Here is a 26,947-nt window from a genome sequence, read left to right as displayed (position 1 = left end):
GCGCACAGTGGTCAAAATGACCGCTTTTGCGTATGGTAGGGACAGATATGGCGAAAGGAAGCAACCGAACCGTCGCGCGGAAGCGATCCCATCATCGCCATCCCATTTTTCTCGACCCGCTTAATCGACGCGCGGGCAGATTAAGGGCCGTCGTAGCACTGGCAGGTTTGATCTGTCTGGCTTGGCTGACCACGGTTTTCCTTGGATTCTATTACATCGACATACTGCCGGAGAGCGAAAAGCTGGAGCTGATCCGTCGTGGCGCGCTGTCCGACAATGACATTGCCGAGCGCGAAACCAAAGCCATCGCAGCAACCTGTACGGGCGAGCCGCTAGCCGCGGCTGACCTGCTTCCGGGCGGTGATGATATGTCCAGATCAGCCTATTTGATGGCCGGGCCAGATTGGGCATTGGCAACGCTAACTCGCACTTGTGGCAGTCTCGACAGCGTCCTTGCGGAATGGCTCACGGTCGACCCCGCGACTGGGACGATAGTCTGGCTTCGCGAGGCGGGAACAGAAGACGCTCTACGTGACCTTAAACGTACATCGCCAAACTTGGGTCTAGAACTCGTAGCGCTCCTACCACTGCCGACCCCGACTAATTCGGGCGCGTCCATACTCGACGATGCGAACGCCCGAGCGCGCATCGTCAACTCACTGGAAGAAAAGATCAGGGGCGGCACTTATTCCGGGATCTGTATCTATCCGCAGCAAGTGGGGGCCAGACACCTAGCGGGTCTGCGCTTATTGATGTCGACGTTGAAAGCCGCGCTGCCGACGGGAATCCATAGCTGCCTCGTCGTCGAAGCCGACGGCGGACTCTGGCGTGATGGCTCCCTTGTCGAGGCGGTCGATTCTGTGCTCCTACAGGCGTTTCGGGAGCCCTATGCGGGCGCGCCGCCGGGGCCTCTTGCAGCCCAGAGTTGGTTCGAAACACTCGTTGATGACGCGGCATTTGCCGTAGGACCTGACAAGCTGCGTCTCGCACTTGGATCCTTCGCCTACATGTGGACGGACGGAGATCTCTCACCAGTTAAGTTGCCCTTTGCAGAGGCAATGGAGCTTCTAGCGCGCCAAACGTCGATGATCGCCGTTGAGACCGGATCGCTCAATACCCGCGCGACTTTCACTACCGAAGATGGTCGTTCAGCCGAGATCTGGCTTCTTGATGCTGTTTCTCTACACAATCAAATTCTAACCTTGATGCGAAAGCCTGTGGCCGGGGTTGTACTTTGGTCAACTGGCCTGGAGGATCCCGGCGCCTGGCCACTGATCGGAAATGGGTTAGAGCCGTCGCAAGTTGGTGCTCTCGAAACTATCGGTTTCACAGATTACGTCTCCTATTCAGGTGACGGACCATTCCGGAGGGTCACCAAACCCGAGATCACGGGAAAACGCAGGTTCTTCAAGGACCCAACAACGGGTCTCATCGACGGCGAGATCTACGATATGGTACCGCGCCCGATCTCCGTCGAACGCTATGGCAGCTCTGCGGATAAAGTTGTTGCAATCACTTTCGACGATGGGCCCGACCCGGACTACACAGTGTCAATCCTTGACGTGCTGAAGGCGAAGGGCGTTCCGGCAACATTCTTCGTAATCGGCACCAACGTAGTGAATTATCCTTCTATCGTCCGCCGCATGGTTGCCGAAGGGCACGAGGTCGGTTCGCATACGTTCTTTCATCCAGAGGGTGACGAGATGGGCGTTGTCCGGGCTCAGCTTGAGCTGAACGCGCTCCAACGGCTTATTGCAAGCGTTACGGGGCGCACGACCTATCTATTCCGCACGCCGTACGGACGCAGCGAGGGCCCACTCACCAAGGATGAAGCCACGCAGCAAAGCATAATAGAGAAAGAAGGATACATGGTCGCCGGCTCCGACATCGTGCCGCGCGATTGGGAATTCATGAGCGCCATTGAAATCACTGACTATGTGATGGCGCAGATGGCATCGAACGCGAGCAAGGTCATCGTAATGCACGATGCGGGCGGCGACCGTTCCGCCACGGTCGCCGCGTTGCCGATGCTGATCGACCGGCTCAGGGCAGAAGGCTATCGGATCGTTCTGCTTTCAGAATTCCTCGGCCTATCACGCGACGAAATGATGCCACTGGCAACGGACAATTTAACACCGCTCGACCGCGCTTCCTTCGTCACCGCCGCCGTAGCTGGTCATGTACTGGTCTGGATTTTCTGGGTGGCGGTATGCTTCGGCATTGTCCGTTCGCTTATCATGCTTTCTCTCGCGCTTCTCCGGCGGCGACATCCGTCAGGCTTGGCAGAACCGCTCACTACCGTGACGATCGCCATTCCCGCCTTCAACGAGGAGCTTGTCATCGTCGACGGGGTCGCCGCCGCGCTCGCCTCCGACTACCCGGACATTCGCGTCATCGTAATCGACGACGGTTCAACCGACGGCACCGCGGAGACGGTGGAGCGGGAATTCCGTCACGATCCTAGGGTGCGGCTGATACGTCAGAAAAACGGCGGCAAGTGCAGCGCGCTCAATGCCGCCTACGCCGAGATCGAGACCGAGGTGGTTGTGGCGGTCGATGCCGACACACTTCTGCACCCCAAAGCGGTTCGAAGGCTGATGGGACATTTCGCGGATCCACATGTCGGCGCAATTGCGGGCAACGTCAAAGTTGGCAATCGCCGCGGTCTGCTTGCTCGATTGCAGGCACTTGAATACATCACCGCACAGAATATCGATCGTCGTGCCGCCGAACGGCTGAACGCGATGCTCGTCGTGCCCGGCGCTATCGGTGCATGGCGTGTTGAGGCTGTGAGGAAAGTTGGGTTCTATTCCCCCGACACAATTACCGAGGATGCCGACCTTACGGTCGCAATTCTGCGCGCGGGTTATCGGATCGCTTTCGAAGAGCGCGCATATTCCATTACGGATGCGCCTGAGACCCTCTCAGGCTTTATGAAACAGCGACTTCGCTGGAGCTTCGGCATGATGCAGACCGCCTGGAAACACCGTCGCGCGGCAAAGACAGCGCGCGGTGTCGGCTTAGTCTCGATCCCAGATCTTTGGCTTACAGGCATTGTGCTAGGGCTCTTGGCACCACTGGCTGACGCGGTCTTCGTAAGCGTAATCATCATGGCCGCAGGAAACCTTGTTCGCGGCATACCCCTGACGAGCGGCGATGTGTCTCTGGCTTTAATCGCAGGCTGGGTAATGCTGCCAATCCTGGATTTAATCTCGGCGCTTTTTGCTTTCAGGTTCGAACGGCGCGAAAACCTTTCTTTGCTCCTTCTCGTGCCACTTCAGAGGTTAATCTACCGGCCACTGCTCTACATCACCATTTACCGAGCGGTCGGCCATGCGCTTGCTGGCCGCATTGCTGCTTGGGGAAAGCTTATTCGTATCGCAAGTATTCGAACGCCCGCTGGATAGCGGGCGAACCTATTGTAAATCTCAAAGAAAGACCTGACAGCCGCCCGTCGCGATCTCACCTTCCTGTACCGGCAAGTCGCGCGGAGGGTTGATTATCGCGGTCTGAACTGCGGTGATGCGGCGGGCACAGGCATCGGATTCCTGCGGCGACACGTCCTTGCCGCCAATCCAAATGTCAAGCCAGGGGTGACCATTGTGGCCTGTGTGGCATGGCCCGCCTTGGGGTGTCGGTCCGTCACCGCAGACATCTTCTACGATGGCGTATTTTCTCAGCCGAGGAAGATAAAACCGCGTACCCTCAGGGTAGTCTAGCGTCTGACGCCCGTTAACGATGCTGTGTCCCACAGCAATCGTGATTGGGCTTCTCCATGAACCTGTACCGCCGGCTCGCTGACGAAGAACCGGGCGGGCAATCGCTGCCGATCCCGGGGGCGTATTGTCCCAATAGGTGTATCCGGTCAGGTAGATTGAAAAATTCTTGGAGGTTTCCGCAGGCTGCGCACTCGTGAGGGTCGGGGAGTCCACTCTCGCGTCAAGGTTCTGCGCCCGGGACACCGGCGTTTCCACACAGGCCGACAGGCTCAGGCAGGTTGCGGTGGCCAAAATAAGCTTGCTCGATTTTACGCGCATCGATAGGTCCTCTCCAATATCTAGGAAAGTGTGAATATGTCCGATCTGTCACGCGCTGGAAAGCGGGTCTAATCCGCGATCATGGGCTTTTTGTGGCTATACCGTGTCAAGGTTCGATCCGTTGACCCGTTTCCCGATCAAAAATATGCATGTTTTCAATGGAAAACGAGAAACGTGTCTGACTTTCCGGGTCTATTTGCAGATGCGATGGGAGACTTGCGACAAGCGGATTTCCGCCATGGCGGGCAAAGACAATGATGTCCGGGCCCGTCGGTTCGGCGAAATCCACCGTCGCGTCGATGACCAATTCATCCGACGCATCGGCGATGTGAAGATCCTCGGGACGCAGGCCTAGGATCACCTGGCGCGACCTGCTTCTCTTGCCCGGTAACGCGATCCGCTGTCCCGACCCCTCCAGTTGGAGGCAGTCAGCATCCAGCGTGGCGTCGATCATGTTCATAGGCGGAGCACCGACGAATTCGGCCACAAAGGCTGTAGCTGGCCTGTTGTAAATCTCTTCTGGCGTGCCGATCTGTTCGATCTGGCCCTCGCGCATTACAGCGATCCTCGTGGCCAGAGTCATCGCTTCGATCTGGTCGTGGGTCACATAGACGACGGTCGTCCCGAGCATCCGGTGCAGCCGTTTTAGCTCGGCTCGCATCTCCATTCGGAGCTTGGCATCGAGGTTCGAGAGCGGCTCGTCGAAAAGGAAGATCTTAGGCTCTCTGACCAGCGCGCGACCGATTGCGACGCGCTGGCGTTGACCGCCGGAGAGCTGGGCCGGCTTGCGGTCAAGCAAACCGTCGATCTTGAGAATCCGGGCGACCTTTTGGATCGCCGCCTGCCGTTCCGCCTTGCCCACGCCGCGCATTTCGAGGCCAAACCCGATATTACGCTCCACCGTCAGGTTGGGATAGAGCGCGTAGGACTGGAAGACCATCGCAATATCGCGGTTCTTAGGGTGAACTTCGTTTATACGCTTGCCGTCGATCCTGACTTCGCCCGACGTGGGCGACAGAAGGCCGGCAATGATGTTGAGGATCGTCGACTTGCCGCATCCTGAGGCGCCGAGCAGCACGAGGAACTCGCCACTGGCTAGCGAGATGTCGATGGACGTCAGGATATTAGTGCTGCCGTAGGATTTGCTTACTCCGATGAGATCGAGCGTACTCATGCGGAGGCTCCTTGGGTTGACGGTTCCACATCCCTGCCATAGCGGCGGGGCGAGGTCGAAATCGCGGCGGCTGCCGTGCGCACGCCGACTTCAAGGCATTCAAGAAGAGGCCGCCCATCTGCTCGGATCGCGAGAAAGGCGGCGTTGAAGATGTCGCCTGCACCGATCGTGTCCGAGACCTCGACCGGTGGCGCAGGCACTTTGAGTATCTCCAAGTCTCTCCTCGCCGCGACGACGCCGCTCGAGCCGCATTTGATGACGACCAGCGCATTGTCGGGCATGAGAGGCAGCAACACGGATAGTGCGTCTTCCGCCGCATGGCTGCCGGAAAGCTCACGTGTCTCGATCTCGTTAAGAAGTAGGCAATCACACCGCCCTAACCAACCCAAAACTTGGTTGCGGGTCGCCGTCGTCCATCCCCCCGGCGGCCAACCGGTGTCGAGCGCTACGCGAATGTTTTTGTCGCGCGCGTGGTCAATCAGCCTGTCATAGTCTGCGGTCAGCTCATCCGTAACGAAGGTGCCGCATAGGAGAAGCGTTCCGCCGGAAAGCCGCGTCCAATCCAGCGTCCCGCGCACATCGGACCAAGTTAGGTCGGCCACGTGACCTTGAGTGGTAAAAAACGTGCGCTCGCTATCGGGGTGCGTCAGGCCGACTGAAATCATCGTTGACCCATCCGATACGGGCCAGGCCTCGGAATGAGGTGCAAAACCGTTGCGAAGCCAATTGCCGAGGGCATCTCGGCCAGTATTCGCGGCAATCTGGAATTCACGGCCAAGCGCGCGCCAAGCCAGCGCGACATTCCCGGCTGCGCCGCCATACCTGAGGTCACTGGTATCTACGATCATTTCGGTACCCGGCCGTGGCCATGGCGCAACCGGCCCCATGATCAGATCGACATTGACGTTGCCGACGACAGCGAGGGGGGACAGGTCATTCATTCGGTTCGCGTAATCTTCTGGCTGCGGATGGGGCGTCCCAGATCGTTGACCCTAACTGCAGCGAATTCGATCATCAGGCGTTGCGCGATAGGCAGGAGTATTGCGAGTGCGGCCAGCCCATCATGGCGCCCGGCATCGATGGTGATTGCCCCTTTCACGGGCGTGCGGCCCGAGGCATCGAGAACTACCGTCGGCGCCCCCGTCGCCGCGACCGCCTCGGCGAGATTGCGGACAAGATCACTTGTCGGGTCGTCGCCGCGCAGGAAAATTATACCCACCTCGGGTCCCAACATCTCCATTGGTCCATGGCGAAGCTGGCCGCACTCAAGCGAGAAGCAGGGCAGCCGCGAGAGTTCCGTCAATCCGAGCGCCAACGCCTCGGCCAGGCCCTGAAGCCTGCGACCCGAGGTTACCACAGCGCGAACGCCCGCTAGGGCAATCACCGCATTAGAAATATCGGGTTCCTTGGGTGACCGTAATGCCCGGACAAACGTCGTCGGGGCGGTGCCGAGTGCCGACAGAATTGCCGCGTGCAGCGCCAAACAGACCAAGATGCTGCGCGTTGCGGCAAACGCGGTTTCCACCCCGCCCGCGCCGATTAGGCTGGGCAGCGACCGAGCGAGGGTTGAGTCGGGGGCCATCGTCAACCCGAATGCCTCCGCTGCGGGGCCCACCTCGTTCAGCCAACGAATAACCTCGGCGCTTTCGCCTGATTGGGAGGTGAAGATGATCGTACGGTCAGCGATCGAAAGCGGCTGGTCTAGCTGTTCGGAAATGGGAAGTGCCACAGCATCCACTTGCAGTGCCCGGTAGACCGGCTCGACCGCCCGGTTCAGACCGTGTGACGCCCCCATTCCAAGAAGGATAAGTCGGCCACTTCGTTTAATCGAGGCTGCAACTTCGTCCGCACGGTCTCGGACATCGGCAAAGCTGGAAAGCGCGTCCAACCACTGGCGCGATATCTCACTCTCGATCGCCGCGCGGCCCGATGTGGTCCCTGTCGCCATAGGTCCCTTCATCCCTTCACCCCACCCCTGGTCAGACCAGAAATCAGAGTCCGCTGCATAACAAGGCCAAAGATCACCGGTGGTAACGCTGCGATGACGCCCGCTGTCGCAATCAGCCCGTAATCGGACACCCTGCCGCCGGCAAGATCGGCGATTGCAACCGTGACCGTTTTGGCGCGGTGATCGGAGGTAAACAGGAGCGCGTAGAAGAATTCGTCCCAAGCCAAAAGATAGGCGAAGAGCGCTGCTGTGCCGATCACCGGCGCGGCCAGCGGAAGGATGATGATCCGAAGTGTTTGATCAAGTCGCGCGCCATCTATCGCGGCCGCCTTCTCAAGATCGCGCGGGATCGGGTCGAAGCCGGATTTAAGAAGCCACGCCGTAAACGGGGCGAGAATTGTGAGATAAACGAGCGCAAGGCCGAACTTGGTGTTCAGCATGCCGAGCGCCGCAAGCCCCATGTAAAGCGGCACGGCCAGCGCAACCGGCGGCAGCATGTAGGTTCCGATGACGAGCCATAGCGACCATCCAACCGCGGGAGTGCGCGACACCGCCCATCCCGCCGGCACCGAGACAACGAGCGAGGCAAAGGTCGCGATAGCGGCGACTTCAATACTATTGACGAGCGCGGACATAAGTGCCGCACCATGGGTGTTGGGTGTAAGGTCTGTGAGGCTACCGTAGCGCGACCAGTCGGTTTCGGCGGGCCACCAGTGCAGCGGTTTCGAAACGAGATCGGTCGTCGAAGAGATACTCATTATAAAGAGCCAAGCGAAAGGTGCGAGGATCATTATGGCTAGGAGGCCAGCGCAAACGTAAAGAAATAAAGTGAAGCCAAGGCTTTGCCGCTCCATCAGAACCGTGCCCCCGCCGACTTTCGGATCAGCGCCGCATAGGTGACCGCAAGCATCGTGACCGCCAAAGTGACGATCAGCGCGAGCGACGCGCCAGATCCCGCCCGTTGAAACGAAAAAGCCTCCTGATACACTAAGATGGACAGCGTCCGCGTGCTGTTTGCAGGGCCGCCACGGGTCATCACCCAAATAATGTCGAAGACCTTGAATGCCTCGATAGTACGCAGGATCAGCGCGACCATCAGTGGGCCGGCGAGATAGGGCAGGATCACGTAGCGGAACCGCGAAAGCGCGTTTGCCCCGTCTACGACGGCCGCTGCCTTGATGTCGTGCGGTACGGCGTGGAGTGCGGCGAGCGAGATGAGAGCGACCAAAGGAAAATTCTTCCACGCGTCGGCAATGATGAGCGCGACCAGCGCGCTGTTCGGATCACCGAGCCAGGATCGATAATCATCAAGCAGACCGGTCTGAACGAGCACTGCATTGAGCGCGCCGTATTCGGGGTTGTAGATGAGTCGCCAGAGTAGTGCGTTGACGACAGTCGGTAGCGCCCAAGGCAAGATTAGAAGCGCCCGAAGGATGTTTCGCCCGCGAAAGTTCTGATAGAGGAGTAGAGCCACCAAAACGCCGAGCACCACCTCAACAAAGACTGATACGACCGCGAATTCCGTCGTAACAAAGAAGGCGCGCCAAAAAGCCGTACTGGCAAAGATCCGTTGGTAGTTTGCGGCCCCGACGAAATCTCCGCCAGTACCGACCAACCGTGCGTCGGTGAAAGATAGCCTGACAGTGTCGATGAACGGCCAGCCGATCACCGACAGCATGACGAGAAGCAATGGCACCATCAGCAGCCATGCTCGGGTCGTTGTCCAGCCTGGACTCATCGAGCGTTGCGACCGCAATGCAAGCACTGGTGTCGAGATGCCGGGCGGCGCGAGTCGCCGCCCGTATCATGGCGCTCCATCAGAGCCCGCCCCCCTCTGCCGCCGCGGCGAGTGCATCGGCGGGGCTCGCCTGACCGAGCAATGCCTCCTGGATCGCCTGCTGAAGCGCGGCCGACATCTCCTGATAACCCGGCGTTGTCGGGCGCGGATACATCGCCGCCAGCCCGACCTTCGCGGCCGCAATCATGTCTTCCTGACCGGCAGTAACCGCGGGATCGTCGTACGACGTCGCCCAGATAGGCAGGCTGAGACGCGCATAAGCGTTCTGTGTCGGCTGAGAGGTCATGAAGGTGATGTAAGTCCATGCCTCGTCCGGGTGCTCGCTGGTTGTGGTGATGCCGAGCCCCATCGAGCCGTTGACAGCCGAGACCACGCTCTGCCCGGCAACGCCGGGTGCCGGCGCGACACCGACATTGCCGGCGACCTTGCTTTCGTTCGGATCGTTGGCGAGGTTGTACATGTAGGTCCAGTTTAGTGCGAACGCGGCTTCACCGTTCTGGAAGACCCGCCGGACATCCTCTTCCAGGTATTCCTTGGAATTCGGGTTCGTCAGGCCCGAGTTGTAGCTGTCGACCATGTACCGCAACGCCTCTAGCCCACCGCCGGTCTGAAAAGCCGGCTTGCCGTCGGCGATGAAATCACCGCCATTGGCGCTGACGAGCGTTGTATAATCGCAGATCACGGCCTCGGCCTGAGCCCAGCTCCATACGATGGGATGATCGAGAAGTCCCTTTTCCCGCACGGCCTGAGCCTGTTCCGAAAGCTCCTCCCAGGTGGTCGGCGGCGCCGTAATACCAGCCTGAGCGAGAAGATCCTTGTTGTAGAATAGATACTTGGTGTCGAGGATCCACGGCATCCCGTAGCGCTTGCCGTCATATTCTACCGTGGTCCACGCCCCCGGCAACACGCCGTCCTTCATCTCTTGGGTGATCCGATCGGTGACGTCGACCAGCACGTTGTTCTCGGCGAATTCGGCAGGCCAGATCACGTCGAACAGAACGACATCGTAGCCTGATCCAGACCCGAGCGCGAGTAGGGTCTTGTCGTGTAATCCTTCGTAAGGAACAAACTCCAGATTGACCTTTATGTCCGGATTCTCCGCGATAAACGCATCAGTCATCGCGCGCACGTCGGCTTCACTATAGGCAGCCTGCGCCATGAAGAGTGCGTTGAGCGTCGTTTCCGCCGCTGCAGGGTTCACAATCGCAGTGCCTAAGAGCAATGCGGCGAGAAGCGTCTTACGATTTGTCATCTTGTTCTCCACCCAAGAAAAACATTTATCAATGCCGGACGAGGACATCGTTGACTTAGTGATGAGGCTGCGCGGCACATCCCATAATTCATGTGGAAAAACTGACGGTCTGCATTGATCAGTATCAAGACCGGCGCAGTCTGCCGACTCAGCATCGTCAGCCTCACCTGAGTGGTCCGGATTGATTGTTAGTGCATGACCCGGGGGGACTTCACCCTGTTCTGGTCCGGGCTTCACGCGACCTTTCGGGTTGGTTGAAGTTGGGCTGCAAAGGCGCTCGGCGTCAAGTTTCCGGGCACCGAATGCGGCCGGTTTTTCGTTGTAGTCGATCCTACAGTCATTGCTGCGTTGGCGGGTAAACGCACCGGCCTGCCAAGCCGGAGGTGACGCGCGAACTGGTCGAAGCATGGTAGCGAGACCGGGCCCACTTAAAGTTTCCGGAGCGGATCGAGCTCTGTCTAGGCCACTTCCCGGACACCGAGGCATTCCGGCCGAAAGGTCTCACCGTGCGTCGGACGCGGCAGCGATGGGGGTCCATGTCGCCAGCAGGGCGCCTGCTGCTCAATCGCCGACTGGTACAGGCCCCGGTCGATGCCGTCGACTTCGTGATCACCCACGAACTCTACCACTTGGCGGAGCCCAATCACGGCCCTGCATTCTTCGAGTTCCTCGAAAAAGTGATGCCTGACTAGGAAAGTCGGAAGCAGAGGCTGGAAAGGGCGATAGCATGAAACCTTCCGAGACTGACCGTAGCAGGTCAAAGTCCACGCCAGCTTGCTAGTGCCTTGAAGTCAAGTCCAGCGCCCGTAGCCGAGGCAGAAAACCATATCGCGCCAGATGCCAACCAGAGACTCGCGCCACTCTGGACGGCTGTTTCTGCCGTGATTTCAAATCTTTAGAGGCCAACGCACTGCACAAGTCGCGGAAACCACGCCACAATTTGAAAGTCGAACAATAATTTAAAATCAATGACTTATGTGGTGGCGGAGACGAAGGGATTCGAACCCTCGAGACGGTTTCCCGTCTGCACCCTTAGCAGGGGTGTGCCTTCGACCACTCGGCCACGTCTCCGTCGACCCGTTTACTGGCTGGGTCGCGGAGGGGCAAGAGGGTTTGGTAACACGTGGGCCAGTGTTGCGCTCGGTGGTCCGGTTGAAGTCAGACAGCCGGACAACGTCAACAATGCATGGCGGCCGATGCGGCGGCGGCACATGTCACCCGAGTCGGGGCCGTCGGTCGGGTTCTGCGGCTCAAACACTGAAAACCGGCGCCAGCCACCGGTCCGTGCACCGCAATTTTCCCTGCGACTTCTCAGAAAGGATGGATTTCATGGACAGTAGGGATGCAATTGTCTGACTTTCCATAGTTTTGCTGCATTTCCCACAAACAAATTGCGCTTTTCGCATATAACCTGACAATCAGGTAAGTACGTTTGTGGTTGGTGAAATCGTGATGGTAGTGGCGTCTGCAATGAGTGTCGAACAAAGGTTCAGCCGAGGGAACGAGCAATACGCGGACGAACTGGGTCCGGGCACGAAGCTCCTCAGCGGACAGTATTCGATTACCGAATATCTCAACAGTGGTGGTTTCGGGATCACCTATCTGGCCAAGGACAGTCTTGACCGGAACGTGGTGGTCAAGGAGTGCTTCCCCAGTGCGATGTGTCGCCGCACCGAAAACCGGGTTCAGACCCGTTCACGCGCATATAACGCGTCGTTTGCAGATGTCGTGAAGCTGTTCCAGCAGGAAGCGCGGAACCAGGCGAAGCTGTCGCACCGGAATGTCGCGGCGATACATCAGGTCTTCAGCGATAATAACACGGCGTATATGGTGATCGATTACATCGACGGTGCCGACATGATGGAGATCATCGAAGACGGATTGCCGATTGCGCCCGAGGTCGTTCAGCACTGGCTGCGCAAGGCGCTGATAGCGATCGACTATGTCCACGAGCGCGGCATCCTGCACAGGGATATTTCGCCTGACAATATTTTGATCGACAAGGAAAACGAGCCGGTCCTGATCGACTTTGGCTCGGCGCGGGATCTGGCTGTCCGGAAGACCCGGGCTCTGTCGACATTGCGGGTCGTGAAATCTGGCTATTCACCGCATGAGCTCTACATCTCGGGCTGCACGCAGACCGCGTCGAGCGATCTGTATTCGCTTGCCGCGACCTTCTACCATCTGATCTCGGGCGAACCGCCGGCGGACAGCCAGATGCGGCTATCGTCCCTGGCCTTGGATCAGGGTGATCTTTACAAGCCGTTGGCGGGACGGATCGAAGGTTATCCTGATTCCGTGCTTAAATCCATTGACAAGGCACTGTCGGTGTTCCCGGAGAAACGGCTGCAATCGGCCGGGCAATGGCTGGAGATGCTTCGCGACACTTCGGAACCGGCCCCGGTAACGCCCGAGGAGATCGCTTCTGTCACGAAGCTCAAGGACGAAGACGCCGGTGCATCGGAGCAGGCACATGCGCACCGCTATCTGCCGACGAGTGGGTTCCGGATTGCTGCAATGGTCGTTGCGGCGGTGGCCTGCGCATTCGCGCTTGCATCGTTTGCTTAGGAGGTACAGGCAAACAATCGCTCGGACGTCACGTTCCTGACGGTCCCCCTTGTAGATAGGTGTCCGGCTCTTTAAGTCTGCCAGCGACGCTATTCCCCGACCCGGCGGTTTCAACCGTCGGGTCGAGCTGTGTAGGGGAATGCAGTGCCAGGTTCGCAAAGGAGACGACCGACATGAGCGAGCTTCAGTATCAAGTTCCGCCAGTTTCTTACTATGTCCCGCCGGTTGCGCCAGTGGCGGAACCGGTCGTGGCAGAGGAAGCTGCAATCCGTCACGACCCGGTACCAGTGCGTTTCGCCCGATATCCGAAATAAAGCGGCGAAACTTCAGAATCTAAGAGCCCGGCTGGTGTCAGCCGGGCTTTTTCGTTGTGGGTGCACCGCCTTCAAACCAGTTCGGGCGGGAATAGTCGCAGGGCGCTTCCTGCATCTGCAGGTGCAGGCCGGTTCCGGTGAAGGGATGAGCGCGGGCCAGATCCTCGTCGAACTCGATGCCGAGGCCGGGGGCGTCGGGGACGATGACGTAGCCGTCCTCCCACTTGATCGAGTTCTTGATAAGAGCAAGGTGGAAGGCCCCGCCAGTTTCGATCGTCTCGACCATGAGAAGGTTGGGGATCGAAGCGCCAAGCTGGATGTTCGCGGCCCATTCGACCGGCCCGGCATAAAGGTGCGGCGCCATCTGGGCGGTAAAGACCTCGGCAATCGCGGCGATCTTCTTGGCCTCCAGGATGCCACCCGCGCGGCCAAGGGCCGGTTGCAGGATGCGTGCACCGCCGGTTCTGAGGACGGTGGCAAATTCGGCCTTGGTGGTGAAGCGCTCGCCCGTGGCGACGGGGATGCGCACCGCCTTCTGCACCTCGGCGAAATCGAGAAGGTTGTCGGGCGGGATCGGCTCTTCGTACCAGAGGGGCCCGTAGGGCTCGATCGCCTGCGCCAGCCGCACCGCACCCGCGATGTTAAACTGACCATGGGTGCCGAAGAGAAGGTCGGCGCGGTCGCCGACCGCCTCGCGGATCGCCTTGCAGAAGGCGGCGGAGCGGGTGATGTCAGACTGGCTCGGGTCATGGCCGCCGCGGATCGTGTAGGGGCCTGCCGGGTCGAACTTGACGGCGGTGAAGCCCATATCGACGAAGCGGGCAGCCGCCTCGGCCGCCATGTCGGGGCTGACCCAGAACTCGCCCGTTTCCTTGCCGGGTTCGGGATAAAGATAGGTGTAGCTGCGCAGCCGTTCGTTGATCCTGCCGCCAAGGAGGGCGTGGACCGGGCGGTTCAACGCCTTGCCGATGATGTCCCAGCAGGCAATCTCCAGCCCCGACCATGCGCCCATGACGGTGAGGTCTGGCCGCTGGGTGAAGCCCGAAGAATAGGTGCGGCGGAACATCAGTTCGATGTTTTCGGGGTTCTCGCCCGCCATGTGGCGGTTGAAGACGTCCTCGATCACCGCCTCCATTGCCTTGGGACCGACCGAAGAGGCGTAACATTCACCGTAACCCACGATCCCGTCATCGGTGGTGAGCTTGGTGAAGATCCAGTATCGCCCGCCCCAGCCGGGGGAAGGGGGCGCGACGGTGAAGATCTCAAGGTCCTTGAGGCGCATGATGTGGTCCCTGTTTCTGGCGGCGGCGGGGGGCTTCGCGCCCCCCGGGCCCGGATATCATCCGGGCCTCCCCCCGCGGAGTATTGTTCGACAGAAAGTGTATTCAGAAGAGGATGACGTTACGGCGGGCAACTCCTGATCTGGTGTTGGCGATGGCCTCGTTGATCTGGTCGAGCGACCAACGGCCGGAAATAAGTTCGTCGAGTTTCAGGCGGCCCTGAAGATAGAGGTCGGTGATCCAGGGGATGTCGCGGGCGAGCACCGTATCACCCATGTTCGAGCCGATCATCGCATTCCCGGTATAGGTGAAGATCACCGGTTCCCACTGCGATTTGGCGCCCGAATGCGGCATGCCGACCGCGACCATGCGTCCGCCATTGGCGAGGTAGCGGGTGGCGGTGTCATAGGCCGGGATCGCGCCGACGGTGACGAGGACGGCGTCGGCACCCCGCCCCGCAAGGCGCTTGACCTCGACCCAGGGTTTTTCAGAGGTCGCCAGCACGCCGTCGGTCGCGCCGAACTCCTTGGCGACGTCGAGCTTCGCGGGGTTGGTATCAACCGCGATGATGCGGGCGGCGCCGGACAGCCGCGCGCCCTGAATGGCGTTGAGGCCGACGCCCCCCGCGCCGATCACCACGACGACCTCTCCTGGCCGGATGCGGGCGGTGTTGACCGCTGCCCCCAGCCCGGTGATCACGCCGCAGGAAATCAGCGCCGCCGCCTCCATCGGGATGCCGTCGGGCAGGGGGGCGAGCTGGCTGTCATGCACCACGACCCGCTCGGCGAAGGCGCCGCAATCGAGACCATGGGTGACGTGTCTGCCGTCCAATGTGAGGGGGCTGCCCGGTTGCGGTTGGGTCGGGCAGAGCGTGGGGCGGCCCGAGGCGCAGGTCGGGCATTGGCCGCAGGAACGGATGAGCGTGACAAGCACCTTGTCACCGGTCCGGTAGCGCGCGCCCGGGCCGGTCGCGCTGACCCTTCCCGCTGCCTCGTGTCCGTAGACGGCGGGCAGGTCGCCGCCCCAGCCGCCATCCATGAAAGAAATATCGGAAAAGCAGATGGCACAGGCGTCGATGGTGACCTCGACCTCGTCCGGCCCGGGCGCGCGCAGGTCGACCGTTTCGATGGCAAGGGGTTTGCCGAATTCATGGCAGACGGCGGCGCGGATCTTCGTCAACGGCTTCTCCTCTCATGGTCAGGCTAGCGGCCCTGACGGGGCGGATTCGCGCGGTCGGGCGACAAGGATTGCGACACAAGCGACCAACAGGATGGCGGCGAGCAGGAAGGGCGCGCCGGGCGCGTGGATCGGGGCATCGGGCCGGGTGAAGGCCGAAAACGTGCCGGTCATCAACATCGGCGACAGGATCATGCCAATGGCGGTGATGGAGGCGATGACGCCCTGCAATTCTCCCTGCTGGTCGTCGGGCGTGCCGTTCGACATCAAACCCTGCATCGCAGGCCCGGCGATGGACCCAAGTGCTGCAAAAGCGGTGAAGGCGATGGCCGCCGAGCCCGAGGTGAGAAACCCGAAAACGACGCAGGCCACGAATTCGATGGCGAGCCCCCAGAAAGCGGCCCGGTATTCGCCCACCAGCTTGATGATCGGTCCGATGGCAAAGGCCTGCGTGAGAGTGAAGAAGAGCCCGTAGGTCGCAAGCGACACGCCGATCATGAACGGGTCCCAGCCGAACTGCGCCTTGCCATAGAAGGCCCAGACCGCCTCGTAGACATGCAGCGCAACGTTGTAGACGAGATAGAGCGTGAGCAATCGCCCGAGCCCCGGCAGGTTCCCGATCGCCCGGAACGCCGCAAGCGGATTGGCCCGCGCCCATGAGAACGGTCGGCGGATGGCGTCGGTCATGGATTCGGGCAGGATCAGGAAGCCGAAGACAAGATTGGCGGCCGAAATGGCCGCCGCCCCCCAGAATGGCGCACGGATGCCGAGGGTGGAGAGGAGGCTGCCAAGGAACGGCCCCGCGATGAAACCGAGCCCGAAGGCCGCGCCGATCAGGCCAAACCGTTTGGCCCGATCTTCCTTGGCGGAGATATCGGCCATGTAGGCCATCGCGGTCGTATAGGTCGCCGCCGTGATCCCGGCGACGATACGGCCCGCGACGAGAAGCCAGATCGTGCTCGCAAAAGCCATGATCGTGTAGTCGACCGCCATGACGCCAAGCGCCGTCAGCATCACCGGCCGCCGTCCGAAGCGATCCGAAAGGTTGCCGACGACGGGGCCGCAAAGGAACTGCATCACAGCAAAGGACGTCGCCAGAACCCCGCCCCAAAGCGCCGCATCGGAAAGATCGCCGCCTGTCACCTCACCGATCAGGTCGGGCATGACCGGAAAGATGATGCCGATGCCGATCGCATCGATCACCACGGTCATCAGCACGAAGATCAGGGCAAGGCGGTTCTGCATTCGTCCTTCCGGTCAGTCGCGGAACGTTAAGGGGTTTTTCGACAGGATAGAATCTGAATTCGAATTCCGGCGATTTTCGAAAGCAATGCAGCCGTTCGGGCGGGGTTGAAGTCGATCAGCCTTGCGATGGCTGGGCGGAGTATCCCGACGCAATGTCTGATAATCGCCGCGCCAGCATTTCCGGGGCGGCGAAGAAAGGCGAATGCCCGGTTGGAAGGCTGGTGACTGTGCCGGCTGGAAAGGATGCGCTCATCGTTCTTTGGTATTCGGGCGGGATCGTTCGGTCATCCTCGCAGATCAGGTAATGTCGTTCGATATCGGGCCAGCGGGCGAGCGGCGGCAGCGGGGTCGATTGCGGCCGGATCGGTTCGGGGCAGAGGCGGGGCATTGCATAGTCGACCGCGTCGTCGGGGCAGTCGTTATAAAAGCAATCGCGTGCCCGGCCCGGGTCGATGCTGTAGGTCACGCCTTCCGTATCGGCACGAACCGCGCCTGTCAGTGTTTGCCTTGGCCCGGCCCGCCGCATGTCGATTATCGACAGGCCGGGCGCGGGCACATAGGCGCAGAGATAGACCAGCCGCGCGATCTTCTCGGGCGCGCGTTCGGCGGCGAGTGTGATCGGGTAGCCTGCCGCCGAGTGGCCGACCAGTGTCACCGACCCGTCGATGGCCGTGAGGATCGCGGCGGCGTAGCCGTCGAGCGTGGCCTCTGCCGCCGGTGTCAGGTCATCGCCGTGGGCGGGCAGGTCGATCGCGCGGGCCTCATGGCCAAGGGCTTGCAGGGCCGGGATCACGTCGCGCCAACACCAAGCGCCGTGGCAGGACCCGTGAATCAGGAGGAACCGGCCCATGTCAGACATGGCCGATGGAGGTCAAGAACCCCGTCAGAACGTCGGCGTATTCCTCCGGCTTCTCGACTGGTGGCAGGTGACCTGCCCCCCGGATAAGATGAAACCGCGCACCCCGGATCAGGTCGGACGTTTCACGCACCAGATCCGCCGGGGTCGCCCCATCCTCCGATCCCGCAATCGCAAGTGTGGGCAGAGTCAGGCCCGACGTCGGAGTGATGAAATCCGTGCCCGCGATGGCGGCGGCGACACCGCAATACCCCTCGACCGGCTGGCGGGCCAGCATCGCGCGCCAGCCCTGCATTTCTACCGTCTGGCGAAAAGGTTTGGAAAACCACCGCTCCATCATCGCGTCTGCGATGGCCTCAAGCCCATTCTCGCGGATCGTCGCGATCCGGTCGGCCCACATCTGCGCGGTACCGATCTTTGCGGCCGTGTTCGACAGAACCATGGCGCGGACCAGATCGAGCCGTTTGACGGCCAATCCCTGCGCGATCAGCCCGCCGACCGAAAGCCCGACAAAGACACAGTCCCTGACATTCAGTGCCTCGCAGAGCCGTTCGGCATCGCGCACCAGCGCCCCCATCGCATAAGGTCCCGGCGGGCAGGAGGACAGACCATGCCCGCGCTTGTCGTAGCGGATCAGCCTCAGCCCCTGTGGCAGAAGCGGGATGAGACGGTCCCACATCCTGAAGTCGGTGCCGAGCGAATTGGCGAAGACAACCGGCGCACCCGCCGGGTCGCCATCCTCACGCCAGTGAAGATGGATATCGCCGATGTCGAGAATGTTCATGCCTGCCCCTCCGCCCGCGCATCCTGTGCGCACATTTTCCGAAGGGCAAGCATGGGGGCGGAAAATCTTGATCCAAGATTATCGTCGGAAGGATTTTGGAACAAAATCCTTCCTGTTACTCGCCGACGATGAAGATACCGGCCAGGACAAATGTCGCGCCGAGCAGTTGCTTTGTGGTCAGTCCCTCGCCCAGCATCGCCGCAAGGGTCAGAACCATCAGCGTTTCGGCCGTGATGATCGCGATGTAGATCACGCCAAGGCTCGCCTGACGCAACAGCACGACTTCGGCCAGCGTGGCGAGCGTGAAACCAATGGTGATCAGGACAAGCGCAGACGGGGATATGACGTTCGAGGCCATCTTTATGCCTGCTGTCGCGATGGCATAGGCAAGCGCTGCGGTGAAGATCAGAAAGATCGGTTTCGAGAGTAGATACGTCATCGTCGGCCCGCGCCGAATGGCGCGGCTCCAATAGCAATTTAACTTGATTGAACGCCGTGATGATGCCCCGACGCATCTGTCCGGGCCAAGGCCGGAAAACCTTACCCGATAGCGTTTTGGGGTTTCATTGAATCGGATTTCTAACTTTTTCGTTTGAAATCTGATGCTTGTTGTCACTGCAAAACCTGAAACGCTTTAGCGTCAAGCGCCGCCGAAGCGGTCGAGTGCCATGCAAAACACCTCCCGGTCGACATTGCCGCCCGAGGCGACTGCGATGACAGCGTCGCCTTCAAACGCCCCGGGATGGAAGAGGGCGGCGGCGAGCGCCACTGCGCCGCCGGGTTCCAGCACGACATGCAACCGGCTGAACGCCTGGGCCATCGCGGCCAGCGCCTCGTCTTCCGTCACCGCGATGCCGGGGCCGCAGAGCCGCGTCATGATCGGGAAGGTAATCTGCCCCGGCGAGGGCGTGACGATGGCATCGCAGAGAGAACCGGAGGTGCGGTTGTTTCGCTCAATCCCGCCTGAAATCAGCGAGCGGCGCACGTCATCGAATCCCTCGGGTTCCACCGGCCGGGCGCGCAGACCCGGCGCCTTTGCCTCCAGCGCCAGCGCGATACCGGAGGTGAGCCCGCCGCCGCCGCAGCAGACAAGGACATCGGCCTCGGTCACTCCTGCCTCGGCGGCCTGTTCGGCAATCTCCAGCCCCGTCGTGCCCTGTCCGGCGATGACCTGCGGTTCGTCAAAGGGTTTGATAAGTGTCAGCCCGCGATCCTCAGCCAAAGCCGCGCCGATTGCGTCGCGGTCGCCCGTGGCGCGGTCGTAAAGTACCACCTCAGCCCCCAAAGCGCGGGTATTGTCGATCTTCACCCGTGGCGCGTCGGCGGGCATCAGGATCACGCAAGGTGCGCCATGGCGCCGCGCGGCCAAAGCCACGCCCTGCGCGTGGTTGCCCGAAGAAAAGGCGATGACACCTTGCGCGCGCGCCTCCGGCGGTAGCGCCGATACCGCGGACCATCCTCCCCGGAACTTGAACGACCCGGTATGTTGCAGGCATTCGGGTTTCACGTAGACCCTTCGTCCGGCGATTTCGTCGAGGAACGGCGACGACAAAAGCGGGGTTCTGAGCACGACGCCCTTCAGCCGCCCGGCGGCAGCTTCGATCATGTCGATATTCATAGCTTCTCCAGCCAGACTTCGAGGGCGGCGAGCGCCTCCGGTTCATCAAGAAAGGGAACATGCGCCCGGTCCGGCACATCGGCAAAGATCATGTCGGGCCGTCGGCGGCACATTTCCGCCGCCGTCTCGCGTGACAGAAGATCAGAATTGGCCCCGCGGATCAGCGCCAACGGCAGGTCAGCGCAGGCATCGAAGAGCGGCCAGAGATCAGCGGGCGGGCCTTCGAATGCCTTCAGGAAACTCGCCCGCAATTCGGGATCGTAGCGGTTATGAAGCCCCTCCGCTGTCTCGGCATAGAGGCGCTCGGCGAATGCGTGCCAGCGCTCCGCCGGGATATTGTCGAATCCGGGCATGTTGCGCGGCAGGCGGGCGACAAGGTCGTCCATCGTCTTCGCCGCCGGATTGCGGCCGACGTAATCCTTGATCTTCTCCAGCCCCTCGCGCGCGATCACCGGGCCGATATCGTTGAGGCAAAGACCCGTCAGCCGGTCCTTGGCGACCGCCGCCAGCGCCATCCCGATCAGCCCGCCGCGCGAGGTGCCGAGAATGGCCGCGCGGCCGATCCCGAGATGGTCGAGTAGCTCCAGCGCGTCACGCGCCTCCCTTTCCACGGTGTAGGTCGCAGCACCGGTCCATTCCGACCCGCCGCGACCGCGATAATCCATGCGGATGAGCCTGACCGACGCCAGATGCGGGGCGACGAAATCGAAATCCGTCCCGGCCCGGGTGAGCCCGGCGAGGCAGAGAAGCGGTTTGCCGTTCCCCTCATCCCGATAAGCGATGCGGGAGCCGTCAGTGGCGGTGAAGTGTGGAAGGGTCATTGGGCGGCGAGGTCCGGGATGGTTGAAAGATCGGAAAGCACGTGATGGGGGCGAGCGGGCAGCCGGTCCATCGGCTGACCCGCGCGGTTGACCCAGGCCGTCCGGAAGCCGAAGCCTGAGGCAGCCGCTGCGTCCCAGCCGTTCGACGAAGTGAAAAGCACCCGGTCGGGCGTGCAGGCGAAACGGTTGGTGACCAGGCGATAGACGCTGGCATCGGGTTTGAAGATGCCAGTGCTTTCCACCGAAAGCGTGTCGTCCAGCAATTCACCGATCCCCGCAGAGCGGACGGCACCCTCCAGCATATCGGGTGAGCCATTGGACAGGATCGCGGTTTGCAGACCGGCCGCTTTCAGCCGCCCCAGTATTGCGGGTACCTCGGGATAGGCCTCCAGCTCCCAATAAAGCGCGAGCAGGCGTTCGCGCAGGTCGGGGTTGTCCAATCCGGCGTTCTCCAGCGCCCAGTCGAGCCCGTCCTTCGTGACGGTCCAGAAGTCGGTGTGCTGGCGCATGACGGCCCTGAGCCATGTGTATTCCAGCTGCTTGCGCCGCCAGTCTTCGGCGAGTTTCGGCCAGATCGCGGCAAGCTCCTCGCGCCCTTTTTCCGTTGCTGCCTGCCGAGCGGCCGCAGCCACGTCGAACAGGGTTCCGTAGGCGTCGAAGATACAGACGGTGATGGTCATGTCAGGCCCCCTTCGGGCCAGACTGGCGCGGGCGGACTCTAGGGGCAAGGGCGGAAATGTTTCCCTTACAATCGTCAGAGGAAGGGCAGGAACATCGACGCTCCGCCGACCAGATGCGCGAGCGTCGTAAATACATAGGCTCCAGTGGCAAGAAGCCCGCGCAGTGGGCTCATCCGACGTTGGACCTGCAACACGTTCTGCGACGCGATCAGGCTCTGCGCGCCCATAAGTGCGAAGAAGAAGAGCAGCAGCGATTGCAACCAGATCGCGGCCACGATCATTGCCGCCGCCATTGCTGCCATCAGCGGTGCTGTGGAGCCTGGCCAGAAGCTCTGACTGATCACCTGAAGGCATCGCCCGCCGTCGAGCGGCCAGAAGGGCAGGAGGTTGAAGAAATTGAGCGCGGCTGTCACGACGGCAAAAGTCCATAGGAACTCCGACACCGCCGGGGCAGTATCCCATGTCAGTCCAGACAGTGCATAGGCCGTAATCATCGGGGCAAGGCAGATGCCCGGCCCCATCAGCGCGATGAAAAAGGCCTTTTCCTGGCTCGCCGGATGCTGATCCGAGATCGCCACTCCCCCCATCAGCGGGATCAGGCGGAACCGCGCGTCGGAATGGCCCGCGATCCGGTAGGCGGCGACATGGCCGAACTCATGCAGCATGACCGACAGGATCAGCGCGACGCCGAACAGCGGCCCCCAGAAATAACCAGCGGCCAGAATTGCCAGAAGCCCCATCCCCATCGCCTGAGGGTCCATTCCGGTGATCGTTGTGCCGCCCTGCGCAGTCAGCCCGCCCTGAAGAATCAATAACGTTCCGGCGCACAAAACCAGCGAAACGAGCAATTCAAACATTACATCCAATCCACTGACGCGGCACCGACCATTCCGGTTTAAAAAGCAATTGCAGCCATATTGCGGCACGCGCCTGACGCCGCAATGAGGGCGGTGCGCCAGGCGTGGGCGCAGGTTTTTCCGCCCGGCTCTTGCGACCCAGCGCGGGATATGGGTTTCTTCCTCCGTCACGAGCATATTCGGCACAATCAGACGGAGGCGGAATGGACTGGCGGGATGAGGGCGCGCTGATCTCTGTCCGCCGTCATGGCGAGACGGCGGCCATCATCGAGGTCTTTACCGCCCTTCACGGCCGTCATGCCGGTGTCGTCCGCGGCGGCACTTCGCGAAAGATCGCACCAGTCCTGCAACCGGGCGCCCAGCTTGACGTGACATGGCGCGGACGGCTGGAGGAGCATATCGGCACATTCACGGTCGAACCGCTAAAATCTCGGGCCGGGCTGATGTCCGACAGGCTGGCGCTTGCGGGCCTGAACGCGATCTGCGCGCTCTTGCATTTCGCCCTGCCCGAGCGTGAGGCGCATCCGGATCTTTACGCGGCGACCGTCAATCTGCTGGATTGTCTGGGTGCGAAACAGGACTGGGTCCTCGACTATCTGCGGTGGGAACTCATGCTTCTGGAGGAACTTGGCTACGGTCTGGATCTGAGCCGTTGTGCAGTAAGTGGCGGGCGCGAGGATCTTGCATATGTCAGCCCTAAATCCGGCCGCGCGGTGGCGCGTGATGCGGCGGGGGACTGGGCTGACCGGCTGCTGCCACTCCCCGCCTGCCTGCTCGGGCAGGGCCCGGCCACACCGGGCCAGTTGACCGCCGGACTGTCAACGACCGGACACTTTCTTGAACACCGCCTTGCACATGATCTGCACCGGAAGCTGCCCGAGGCGCGCCGCCGGTTCATCGAAATGCTGTCCCGTCATGGTTGATCCTTGGTAAAGACCATTTCGCGCCCATCGGGGGTGGACAGGATCAGGGTGTCTCCCGAAATTTCTGAGAGCGTCATCGCCGAAAGCCCTTCGAAGAATGTGGTCTCCTCCGCCAGATCGGGGCAGGCCCGACGGGTGACGGCGAGGTCCTTGGCCTCGAACCACGGATACGGCGCGTCCATGCGGCCGGAATAGATGTTGCAGGGCGCCTCTCCGGCAATCCGTCCCGGTTCCGGGAAGCTGAGCGTGGCGCGCGCGGGAAAGGGCACTCCGTCAATCTCGGTGAGTTGCCAGCTACCATTGCCTGCACCATAGGCCGCGACGGTTTCATTGCCCTGACAGGCGGTGGCGAGAAGAAGCGGGAGGATGAAGATCAGACGCATGGTGCCATCAGGCACGATCCCGCTTTCGACCGCAAGTCCGTATTGGAACGGCCCCAATCCGACAGGTCTGCGTCGCAAAATGTCGAGACGCGGCATGGATTTGCAGGCTTCTGGACGGCGGAGGCCCGATGATCAGTCGCTATATCCCCGAAAACCTGCGTCACGCCCCTGTGCCGGGCGTGAAGGGATTTGCCGTGCTGACGGGCATTGAGGCCTCGTTGCGCGGGCTTCTGATCTCCATCTGGCCGCTCGTGCTGTACCGCGCAATGGCAGAGGATGCGGCGGCGGTCAGCCTGATCTACCTTGCCGCCGGAATCGCCGCACTCGTCTGGGGGCTGTTGGTACCGGCGGTCAGTCGGGTCATCCCCCGGCGCTGGGTCTATACCGGAGGCGTTGGTTTCTATCTGATCGGCGGCACATGCGCGATCATCGGCGGACCATTTCTGACGCCCCTTGCGCTCGTCGTTTCAAACCTCGCCACCGTAACGGTTTTCATCTGCACCAACGCCTACGTGATGGATTACATCGCGCGGCATGAACTGGGACGGGGTGAGACGCTGAAGATGCTCTTCAGCGCCGCGTCGTGGTTCCTCGGGCCGATGCTCGGGGTATTTTTGTGGAATATCTGGGCGCCCCTGCCGTTTCTCATGGCCATGGGCTTCGCGATCGCGCTTCTGTCCACCTTCTGGTACATGCGGCTGGGCAACGGCAAGCTGATCACACGCGCCCGGGGACCTGCGCCCAATCCACTGGCCTATCTGGGCCGTTTCTTCCGTCAGCCGCGTCTGATCGCGGGCTGGCTTTTTGCCGTACTGAGGTCTACCGGCTGGTGGATCTATGTCGTCTATCTGCCGATCTTCTGCATTGAATCCGGGCTTGGCGACAAGGTGGCGAGTATTGCCTTCTCGCTCTCGAACCTCATGTTGTTCCTGTCACCCTTCATGCTGCGCTGGATGCAAAGGCGCGGTTTGAGGCGGGCGATCCGAACTACATTTGCGGCCTGCGCCGCCTGTTTCCTTCTGGCCGTGTTCGGGCAGGTCTGGCCGCCGCTCGCGGTTGCGGCACTTTTTGCCGCGTCGCTCTTTCTGGTCATGCTCGACACGTTCGGCGGCCTGCCATTCCTGATGGCGGTAAGGCCCGCCGAACGCACCGAGATGTCGGCGGTTTATTCCAGCTTCCGCGACGTGTCGGGCATCGTGTCGCCGGCGGCGGCCTGGCTGGTCCTTCTGGTCGCGCCCATTACGGGGGTCTTTGCTGCAGGTGCGGCTGGGCTTGCGACGATGGTTCTGGTCGCAGGCCGGCTTCACCCGCGGCTGGGTGAGACACGCCAGACCACCTCCGAAGCGGCCTGAACGGGAGCACGCAAAAATCTTTGAAGATTTTTGCCAAGAAAATTCAAATTTTCTTGGCCCCGCAAGAATGCGGGGCCATTGGCCTCAGTCGAGCAGCCTGCGCGCGATAACCTGCGCCTGAATCTCGGCGGCACCCTCGAAAATGTTGAGGATGCGGGCGTCGCAGAGGATGCGGCTGATCTGATATTCGAGCGCAAAGCCGTTGCCGCCATGGATCTGCAAAGCGTTGTCGGCGCATGCCCATGCCACGCGGGCACCCAGCAGTTTTGCCATCCCGGCCTCCAGATCGCAGCGCTTGTCGTGGTCCTTCTGCCAGGCCGAATGATAGGTCAGTTGGCGGGCGATCATGATCTCGACCGCCATCATCGCAAGCTTGCCCGAGACGCGCGGGAACTCGATGAGGCCCTTGCCGAACTGCTTGCGGTCCTCGGCATACTTCATGCCGACCTCCAGCGCCGATTGCGCGACGCCGATGGCGCGGGCGGCGGTTTGGATGCGAGCGCTCTCGAAGGTCTGCATGAGCTGCTTGAAGCCCTGACCCGGCACGCCGCCCAGAAGGTTCTCGCCCTTCACCTTGAACCCGTCGAAGCCGAGCTCGTATTCCTTCATACCACGGTAACCCAGAACCTCGATCTCGCCGCCGGTCATGCCCGGTGTCGGGAAGGGTTCGGCATCGGTGCCGGGGGTCTTTTCGGCAAGGAACATCGACAGGCCGCGATAGTCGGTCGTCTCGGGATCGGTGCGTGCCAACAGCGTCATCACATGGGTACGGGCGGCATGGGTGATCCAGGTCTTGTTGCCGGTGACGGTCCAGTCATCGCCATCCTTCACAGCACGGGTGCGCAAGCTGCCGAGGTCGGAGCCGGTATTGGGTTCAGTAAAGACGGCTGTCGGCAGAATCTCGCCCGAGGCCAGTTTCGGCAGCCAATGCGCCTTTTGCTCGGGCGTGCCGCCGCAGAGAATCAGTTCGGCGGCGATTTCGCTGCGTGTGCCAAGCGACCCCACACCGATATAGCCGCGGCTGAGTTCTTCGGAAACGACAACCATCGAGGCCTTCGACAGGCCAAGCCCGCCGAATTCCTCGGGGATCGTCAGGCCAAAGACGCCGAGTTCGGCAAGCTCCTCGATGATCCCCATGGGGATCAACTCGTCGCGCAGATGCCAGTCATGCGCGTTTGGCACCACTCTCTCTTCGGCATAGCGGCGGAACTGGTCGCGGATCATTTCAAGGTCTTCGTCGAGGCCCGTTGCCCCGACGGTCGCGCGCCCGTGATTGTCGCGCATGAGCACGACCAGCCGCGACCGTGCGGCAGGGGTGTTACCCCCGGCGATCAACGTGGCCGCAGCACCTTCGGGCGCCCAGGAGAGGGCAAGGTCGGAAAGCCGCGCGACCTCGCCCTGGCTCATCGGGATGCCGCCGGCGATCTGCGCAAGGTATTCGCCGAAGCCGATCTGAAGGATCAGCGTCTCCATCTCGCCCAAGGCGCCAGTTTCGGAAATCCGACCCGCCCAGCCACGCATCTGCCGGAGCGACTCGACGTAGGTGGCGAACCATGAAAGGGCGTGGGCAGCGAATTGGTGTTCCTCAAGCGCCGCGCCTGACACTTTGCCGTCACGGCTGACACGCGCCCGCAGCCCCGTCGTCGCCTCAGCCAGAAGTGCCTCGACCGGCGGCAATGCGGCTGCGGTCAATTGGAGAAGGTCGGGCAGGATGGCGTTGGGCATATCGGCTCCGTCATGTGCCATGGGGCGGCTCCTTTTCTGCGGTTGCATCGTGGTAGCCATTTTGCAGTCGCAGCGCAATAATAATTCACAGGTTTGGCGCTGACCGTACGAAAGTGTCGTGGCGGAATCGCGGTGCAGCCATCCCGCTTTCCCGCT

General features: G+C 61.3%; 24 protein-coding genes, 1 tRNA gene and 1 pseudogene. 6 read left to right on the top strand and 20 right to left on the bottom strand.

Annotated features, from left to right (window positions below; all coding sequences use genetic code 11):
• Positions 1-47: 47 nt before the first annotated feature.
• Positions 48-3,407 (top strand): polysaccharide deacetylase family protein, encoded by a 3,360-nt coding sequence (locus OEZ71_RS08280; RefSeq protein WP_263739475.1) that lies wholly within the window; start codon positions 48-50, stop codon positions 3,405-3,407.
• A 21-nt stretch (positions 3,408-3,428) separates the two neighbouring features.
• Here the strand turns inward: OEZ71_RS08280 and OEZ71_RS08275 are convergent, their stop codons facing one another.
• The 7 genes from OEZ71_RS08275 to OEZ71_RS08245 form a co-directional block, all read right to left on the bottom strand.
• Positions 3,429-4,037 (bottom strand): hypothetical protein, encoded by a 609-nt coding sequence (locus OEZ71_RS08275; RefSeq protein WP_263739474.1) that lies wholly within the window; start codon positions 4,035-4,037, stop codon positions 3,429-3,431.
• A gap of 106 nt (positions 4,038-4,143) precedes the next feature.
• Positions 4,144-5,211 (bottom strand): ABC transporter ATP-binding protein, encoded by a 1,068-nt coding sequence (locus tag OEZ71_RS08270; RefSeq protein ID WP_263739473.1) that lies wholly within the window; start codon positions 5,209-5,211, stop codon positions 4,144-4,146.
• On the bottom strand, positions 5,208-6,152 hold the full coding sequence (locus OEZ71_RS08265) for a carbohydrate kinase family protein (RefSeq protein WP_263739472.1): 945 nt from the start codon (positions 6,150-6,152) through the stop codon (positions 5,208-5,210). The genes OEZ71_RS08270 and OEZ71_RS08265 overlap by 4 nt, the downstream gene beginning before the upstream one ends.
• The gene (locus OEZ71_RS08260; protein ID WP_263739471.1) at positions 6,149-7,159 is read right to left on the bottom strand and encodes an SIS domain-containing protein; all 1,011 of its coding nucleotides are present in this window, start codon (positions 7,157-7,159) and stop codon (positions 6,149-6,151) included. The genes OEZ71_RS08265 and OEZ71_RS08260 overlap by 4 nt, the downstream gene beginning before the upstream one ends.
• An 8-nt stretch (positions 7,160-7,167) precedes the next feature.
• Entirely contained in the window at positions 7,168-7,917 is a 750-nt protein-coding gene (locus OEZ71_RS08255; RefSeq protein ID WP_263739470.1) for a carbohydrate ABC transporter permease, read from the bottom strand.
• Positions 7,918-8,012: 95 nt separating this feature from the next.
• Entirely contained in the window at positions 8,013-8,837 is an 825-nt protein-coding gene (locus OEZ71_RS08250; RefSeq protein WP_263739469.1) for a carbohydrate ABC transporter permease, read from the bottom strand.
• Between the two features lie 139 nt (positions 8,838-8,976).
• A complete protein-coding gene (locus OEZ71_RS08245) occupies positions 8,977-10,209 on the bottom strand; it encodes an extracellular solute-binding protein (RefSeq protein WP_263739468.1) in 1,233 nt (410 codons plus the stop codon).
• Positions 10,210-10,640: 431 nt separating this feature from the next.
• Here OEZ71_RS08245 and OEZ71_RS08240 point away from each other — a divergent pair.
• Positions 10,641-10,901, top strand: a pseudogene (locus OEZ71_RS08240) (M48 metallopeptidase family protein); the annotation flags it as partial.
• A 289-nt stretch (positions 10,902-11,190) separates the two neighbouring features.
• On the opposite strand, the gene OEZ71_RS08235 reads toward OEZ71_RS08240, so the two are convergent.
• Positions 11,191-11,280 (bottom strand) — tRNA-Ser (locus OEZ71_RS08235).
• Between the two features lie 399 nt (positions 11,281-11,679).
• Between OEZ71_RS08235 and OEZ71_RS08230 the strand changes: the two genes are divergently transcribed.
• On the top strand, positions 11,680-12,777 hold the full coding sequence (locus OEZ71_RS08230) for a serine/threonine-protein kinase (protein ID WP_263739467.1): 1,098 nt from the start codon (positions 11,680-11,682) through the stop codon (positions 12,775-12,777).
• Positions 12,778-12,950: 173 nt separating this feature from the next.
• A complete protein-coding gene (locus tag OEZ71_RS08225) occupies positions 12,951-13,091 on the top strand; it encodes a hypothetical protein (protein ID WP_263739466.1) in 141 nt (46 codons plus the stop codon).
• A gap of 37 nt (positions 13,092-13,128) precedes the next feature.
• Here OEZ71_RS08225 and OEZ71_RS08220 read toward each other — a convergent pair whose 3' ends face one another.
• The 10 genes from OEZ71_RS08220 to OEZ71_RS08175 form a co-directional block, all read right to left on the bottom strand.
• On the bottom strand, positions 13,129-14,373 hold the full coding sequence (locus OEZ71_RS08220; protein WP_263739465.1) for a mandelate racemase/muconate lactonizing enzyme family protein: 1,245 nt from the start codon (positions 14,371-14,373) through the stop codon (positions 13,129-13,131).
• A gap of 103 nt (positions 14,374-14,476) precedes the next feature.
• Entirely contained in the window at positions 14,477-15,550 is a 1,074-nt protein-coding gene (locus OEZ71_RS08215; RefSeq protein WP_263739464.1) for a zinc-binding dehydrogenase, read from the bottom strand.
• A gap of 18 nt (positions 15,551-15,568) precedes the next feature.
• On the bottom strand, positions 15,569-16,792 hold the full coding sequence (locus OEZ71_RS08210) for a TCR/Tet family MFS transporter (protein ID WP_263739463.1): 1,224 nt from the start codon (positions 16,790-16,792) through the stop codon (positions 15,569-15,571).
• A gap of 115 nt (positions 16,793-16,907) precedes the next feature.
• Positions 16,908-17,651 (bottom strand): alpha/beta fold hydrolase, encoded by a 744-nt coding sequence (locus OEZ71_RS08205; RefSeq protein WP_318527816.1) that lies wholly within the window; start codon positions 17,649-17,651, stop codon positions 16,908-16,910.
• Positions 17,644-18,432, bottom strand: a complete 789-nt coding sequence (pcaD, locus tag OEZ71_RS08200; protein WP_263739462.1) for a 3-oxoadipate enol-lactonase — start codon at positions 18,430-18,432, stop codon at positions 17,644-17,646. Before pcaD ends, OEZ71_RS08205 begins: the two co-directional genes overlap by 8 nt.
• 115 nt (positions 18,433-18,547) lie before the next feature.
• Positions 18,548-18,871 (bottom strand): 5-aminolevulinate synthase, encoded by a 324-nt coding sequence (locus tag OEZ71_RS08195; protein WP_263739461.1) that lies wholly within the window; start codon positions 18,869-18,871, stop codon positions 18,548-18,550.
• A 201-nt stretch (positions 18,872-19,072) separates the two neighbouring features.
• Positions 19,073-20,050, bottom strand: coding sequence for a threonine ammonia-lyase (locus OEZ71_RS08190; RefSeq protein ID WP_263739460.1), 978 nt, complete (start codon positions 20,048-20,050; stop codon positions 19,073-19,075).
• Positions 20,047-20,871, bottom strand: coding sequence for an alpha/beta fold hydrolase (locus tag OEZ71_RS08185; RefSeq protein WP_263739459.1), 825 nt, complete (start codon positions 20,869-20,871; stop codon positions 20,047-20,049). Before OEZ71_RS08185 ends, OEZ71_RS08190 begins: the two co-directional genes overlap by 4 nt.
• The gene (locus tag OEZ71_RS08180; RefSeq protein WP_263739458.1) at positions 20,868-21,551 is read right to left on the bottom strand and encodes a haloacid dehalogenase type II; all 684 of its coding nucleotides are present in this window, start codon (positions 21,549-21,551) and stop codon (positions 20,868-20,870) included. Before OEZ71_RS08180 ends, OEZ71_RS08185 begins: the two co-directional genes overlap by 4 nt.
• A 74-nt stretch (positions 21,552-21,625) precedes the next feature.
• Positions 21,626-22,408 (bottom strand): metalloprotease, encoded by a 783-nt coding sequence (locus OEZ71_RS08175; protein ID WP_263739457.1) that lies wholly within the window; start codon positions 22,406-22,408, stop codon positions 21,626-21,628.
• A 203-nt stretch (positions 22,409-22,611) separates the two neighbouring features.
• On the opposite strand from OEZ71_RS08175, the gene recO reads away from it, so the two are divergent.
• Entirely contained in the window at positions 22,612-23,331 is a 720-nt protein-coding gene (recO, locus tag OEZ71_RS08170; RefSeq protein ID WP_263739456.1) for a DNA repair protein RecO, read from the top strand.
• On the opposite strand, the gene OEZ71_RS08165 is transcribed toward recO, so the two are convergent.
• Entirely contained in the window at positions 23,322-23,810 is a 489-nt protein-coding gene (locus tag OEZ71_RS08165) for an META domain-containing protein (RefSeq protein WP_318527815.1), read from the bottom strand. The genes recO and OEZ71_RS08165 overlap by 10 nt on opposite strands.
• Positions 23,811-23,842: 32 nt before the next feature.
• Here OEZ71_RS08165 and OEZ71_RS08160 point away from each other — a divergent pair, with 32 nt between their 5' ends.
• Positions 23,843-25,066 (top strand): MFS transporter, encoded by a 1,224-nt coding sequence (locus tag OEZ71_RS08160; protein ID WP_263739455.1) that lies wholly within the window; start codon positions 23,843-23,845, stop codon positions 25,064-25,066.
• Positions 25,067-25,150: 84 nt separating this feature from the next.
• Here the strand turns inward: OEZ71_RS08160 and OEZ71_RS08155 are convergent, their stop codons facing one another.
• A complete protein-coding gene (locus OEZ71_RS08155; protein ID WP_263739454.1) occupies positions 25,151-26,812 on the bottom strand; it encodes an acyl-CoA dehydrogenase family protein in 1,662 nt (553 codons plus the stop codon).
• Positions 26,813-26,947 lie beyond the last annotated feature (135 nt).

The sequence above is a fragment of the Albidovulum litorale genome (assembly GCF_025751495.1).
In the GTDB taxonomy this organism is placed as follows: Bacteria; Pseudomonadota; Alphaproteobacteria; order Rhodobacterales; family Rhodobacteraceae; genus Albidovulum; species Albidovulum litorale.
Note: the sequence above shows the minus strand (reverse complement) of the source record. Positions and strands in the feature narration are given on the sequence as shown.

Coding starts and splice junctions, on each gene's coding strand:
- OEZ71_RS08250 (WP_263739469.1), bottom strand. CDS start 8,837: ATGCTGTCGGTGATCGGCTGGCCGTTCATCGACACTGTCAGGCTATCT.
- OEZ71_RS08280 (WP_263739475.1), top strand. CDS start 48: ATGGCGAAAGGAAGCAACCGAACCGTCGCGCGGAAGCGATCCCATCAT.
- OEZ71_RS08225 (WP_263739466.1), top strand. CDS start 12,951: ATGAGCGAGCTTCAGTATCAAGTTCCGCCAGTTTCTTACTATGTCCCG.
- OEZ71_RS08165 (WP_318527815.1), bottom strand. CDS start 23,810: ATGCCGCGTCTCGACATTTTGCGACGCAGACCTGTCGGATTGGGGCCG.
- OEZ71_RS08265 (WP_263739472.1), bottom strand. CDS start 6,152: ATGAATGACCTGTCCCCCCTCGCTGTCGTCGGCAACGTCAATGTCGAT.
- pcaD (WP_263739462.1), bottom strand. CDS start 18,432: ATGAACATTCTCGACATCGGCGATATCCATCTTCACTGGCGTGAGGAT.
- OEZ71_RS08175 (WP_263739457.1), bottom strand. CDS start 22,408: ATGTTTGAATTGCTCGTTTCGCTGGTTTTGTGCGCCGGAACGTTATTG.
- OEZ71_RS08275 (WP_263739474.1), bottom strand. CDS start 4,037: ATGCGCGTAAAATCGAGCAAGCTTATTTTGGCCACCGCAACCTGCCTG.
- OEZ71_RS08195 (WP_263739461.1), bottom strand. CDS start 18,871: ATGACGTATCTACTCTCGAAACCGATCTTTCTGATCTTCACCGCAGCG.
- OEZ71_RS08210 (WP_263739463.1), bottom strand. CDS start 16,792: ATGCAGAACCGCCTTGCCCTGATCTTCGTGCTGATGACCGTGGTGATC.
- OEZ71_RS08245 (WP_263739468.1), bottom strand. CDS start 10,209: ATGACAAATCGTAAGACGCTTCTCGCCGCATTGCTCTTAGGCACTGCG.
- OEZ71_RS08155 (WP_263739454.1), bottom strand. CDS start 26,812: ATGGCACATGACGGAGCCGATATGCCCAACGCCATCCTGCCCGACCTT.
- OEZ71_RS08230 (WP_263739467.1), top strand. CDS start 11,680: ATGAGTGTCGAACAAAGGTTCAGCCGAGGGAACGAGCAATACGCGGAC.
- OEZ71_RS08220 (WP_263739465.1), bottom strand. CDS start 14,373: ATGCGCCTCAAGGACCTTGAGATCTTCACCGTCGCGCCCCCTTCCCCC.
- OEZ71_RS08180 (WP_263739458.1), bottom strand. CDS start 21,551: ATGACCATCACCGTCTGTATCTTCGACGCCTACGGAACCCTGTTCGAC.
- OEZ71_RS08190 (WP_263739460.1), bottom strand. CDS start 20,050: ATGAATATCGACATGATCGAAGCTGCCGCCGGGCGGCTGAAGGGCGTC.
- OEZ71_RS08255 (WP_263739470.1), bottom strand. CDS start 7,917: ATGAGTATCTCTTCGACGACCGATCTCGTTTCGAAACCGCTGCACTGG.
- recO (WP_263739456.1), top strand. CDS start 22,612: ATGGACTGGCGGGATGAGGGCGCGCTGATCTCTGTCCGCCGTCATGGC.
- OEZ71_RS08270 (WP_263739473.1), bottom strand. CDS start 5,211: ATGAGTACGCTCGATCTCATCGGAGTAAGCAAATCCTACGGCAGCACT.
- OEZ71_RS08260 (WP_263739471.1), bottom strand. CDS start 7,159: ATGGCGACAGGGACCACATCGGGCCGCGCGGCGATCGAGAGTGAGATA.
- OEZ71_RS08185 (WP_263739459.1), bottom strand. CDS start 20,871: ATGACCCTTCCACACTTCACCGCCACTGACGGCTCCCGCATCGCTTAT.
- OEZ71_RS08160 (WP_263739455.1), top strand. CDS start 23,843: ATGATCAGTCGCTATATCCCCGAAAACCTGCGTCACGCCCCTGTGCCG.
- OEZ71_RS08205 (WP_318527816.1), bottom strand. CDS start 17,651: ATGTCTGACATGGGCCGGTTCCTCCTGATTCACGGGTCCTGCCACGGC.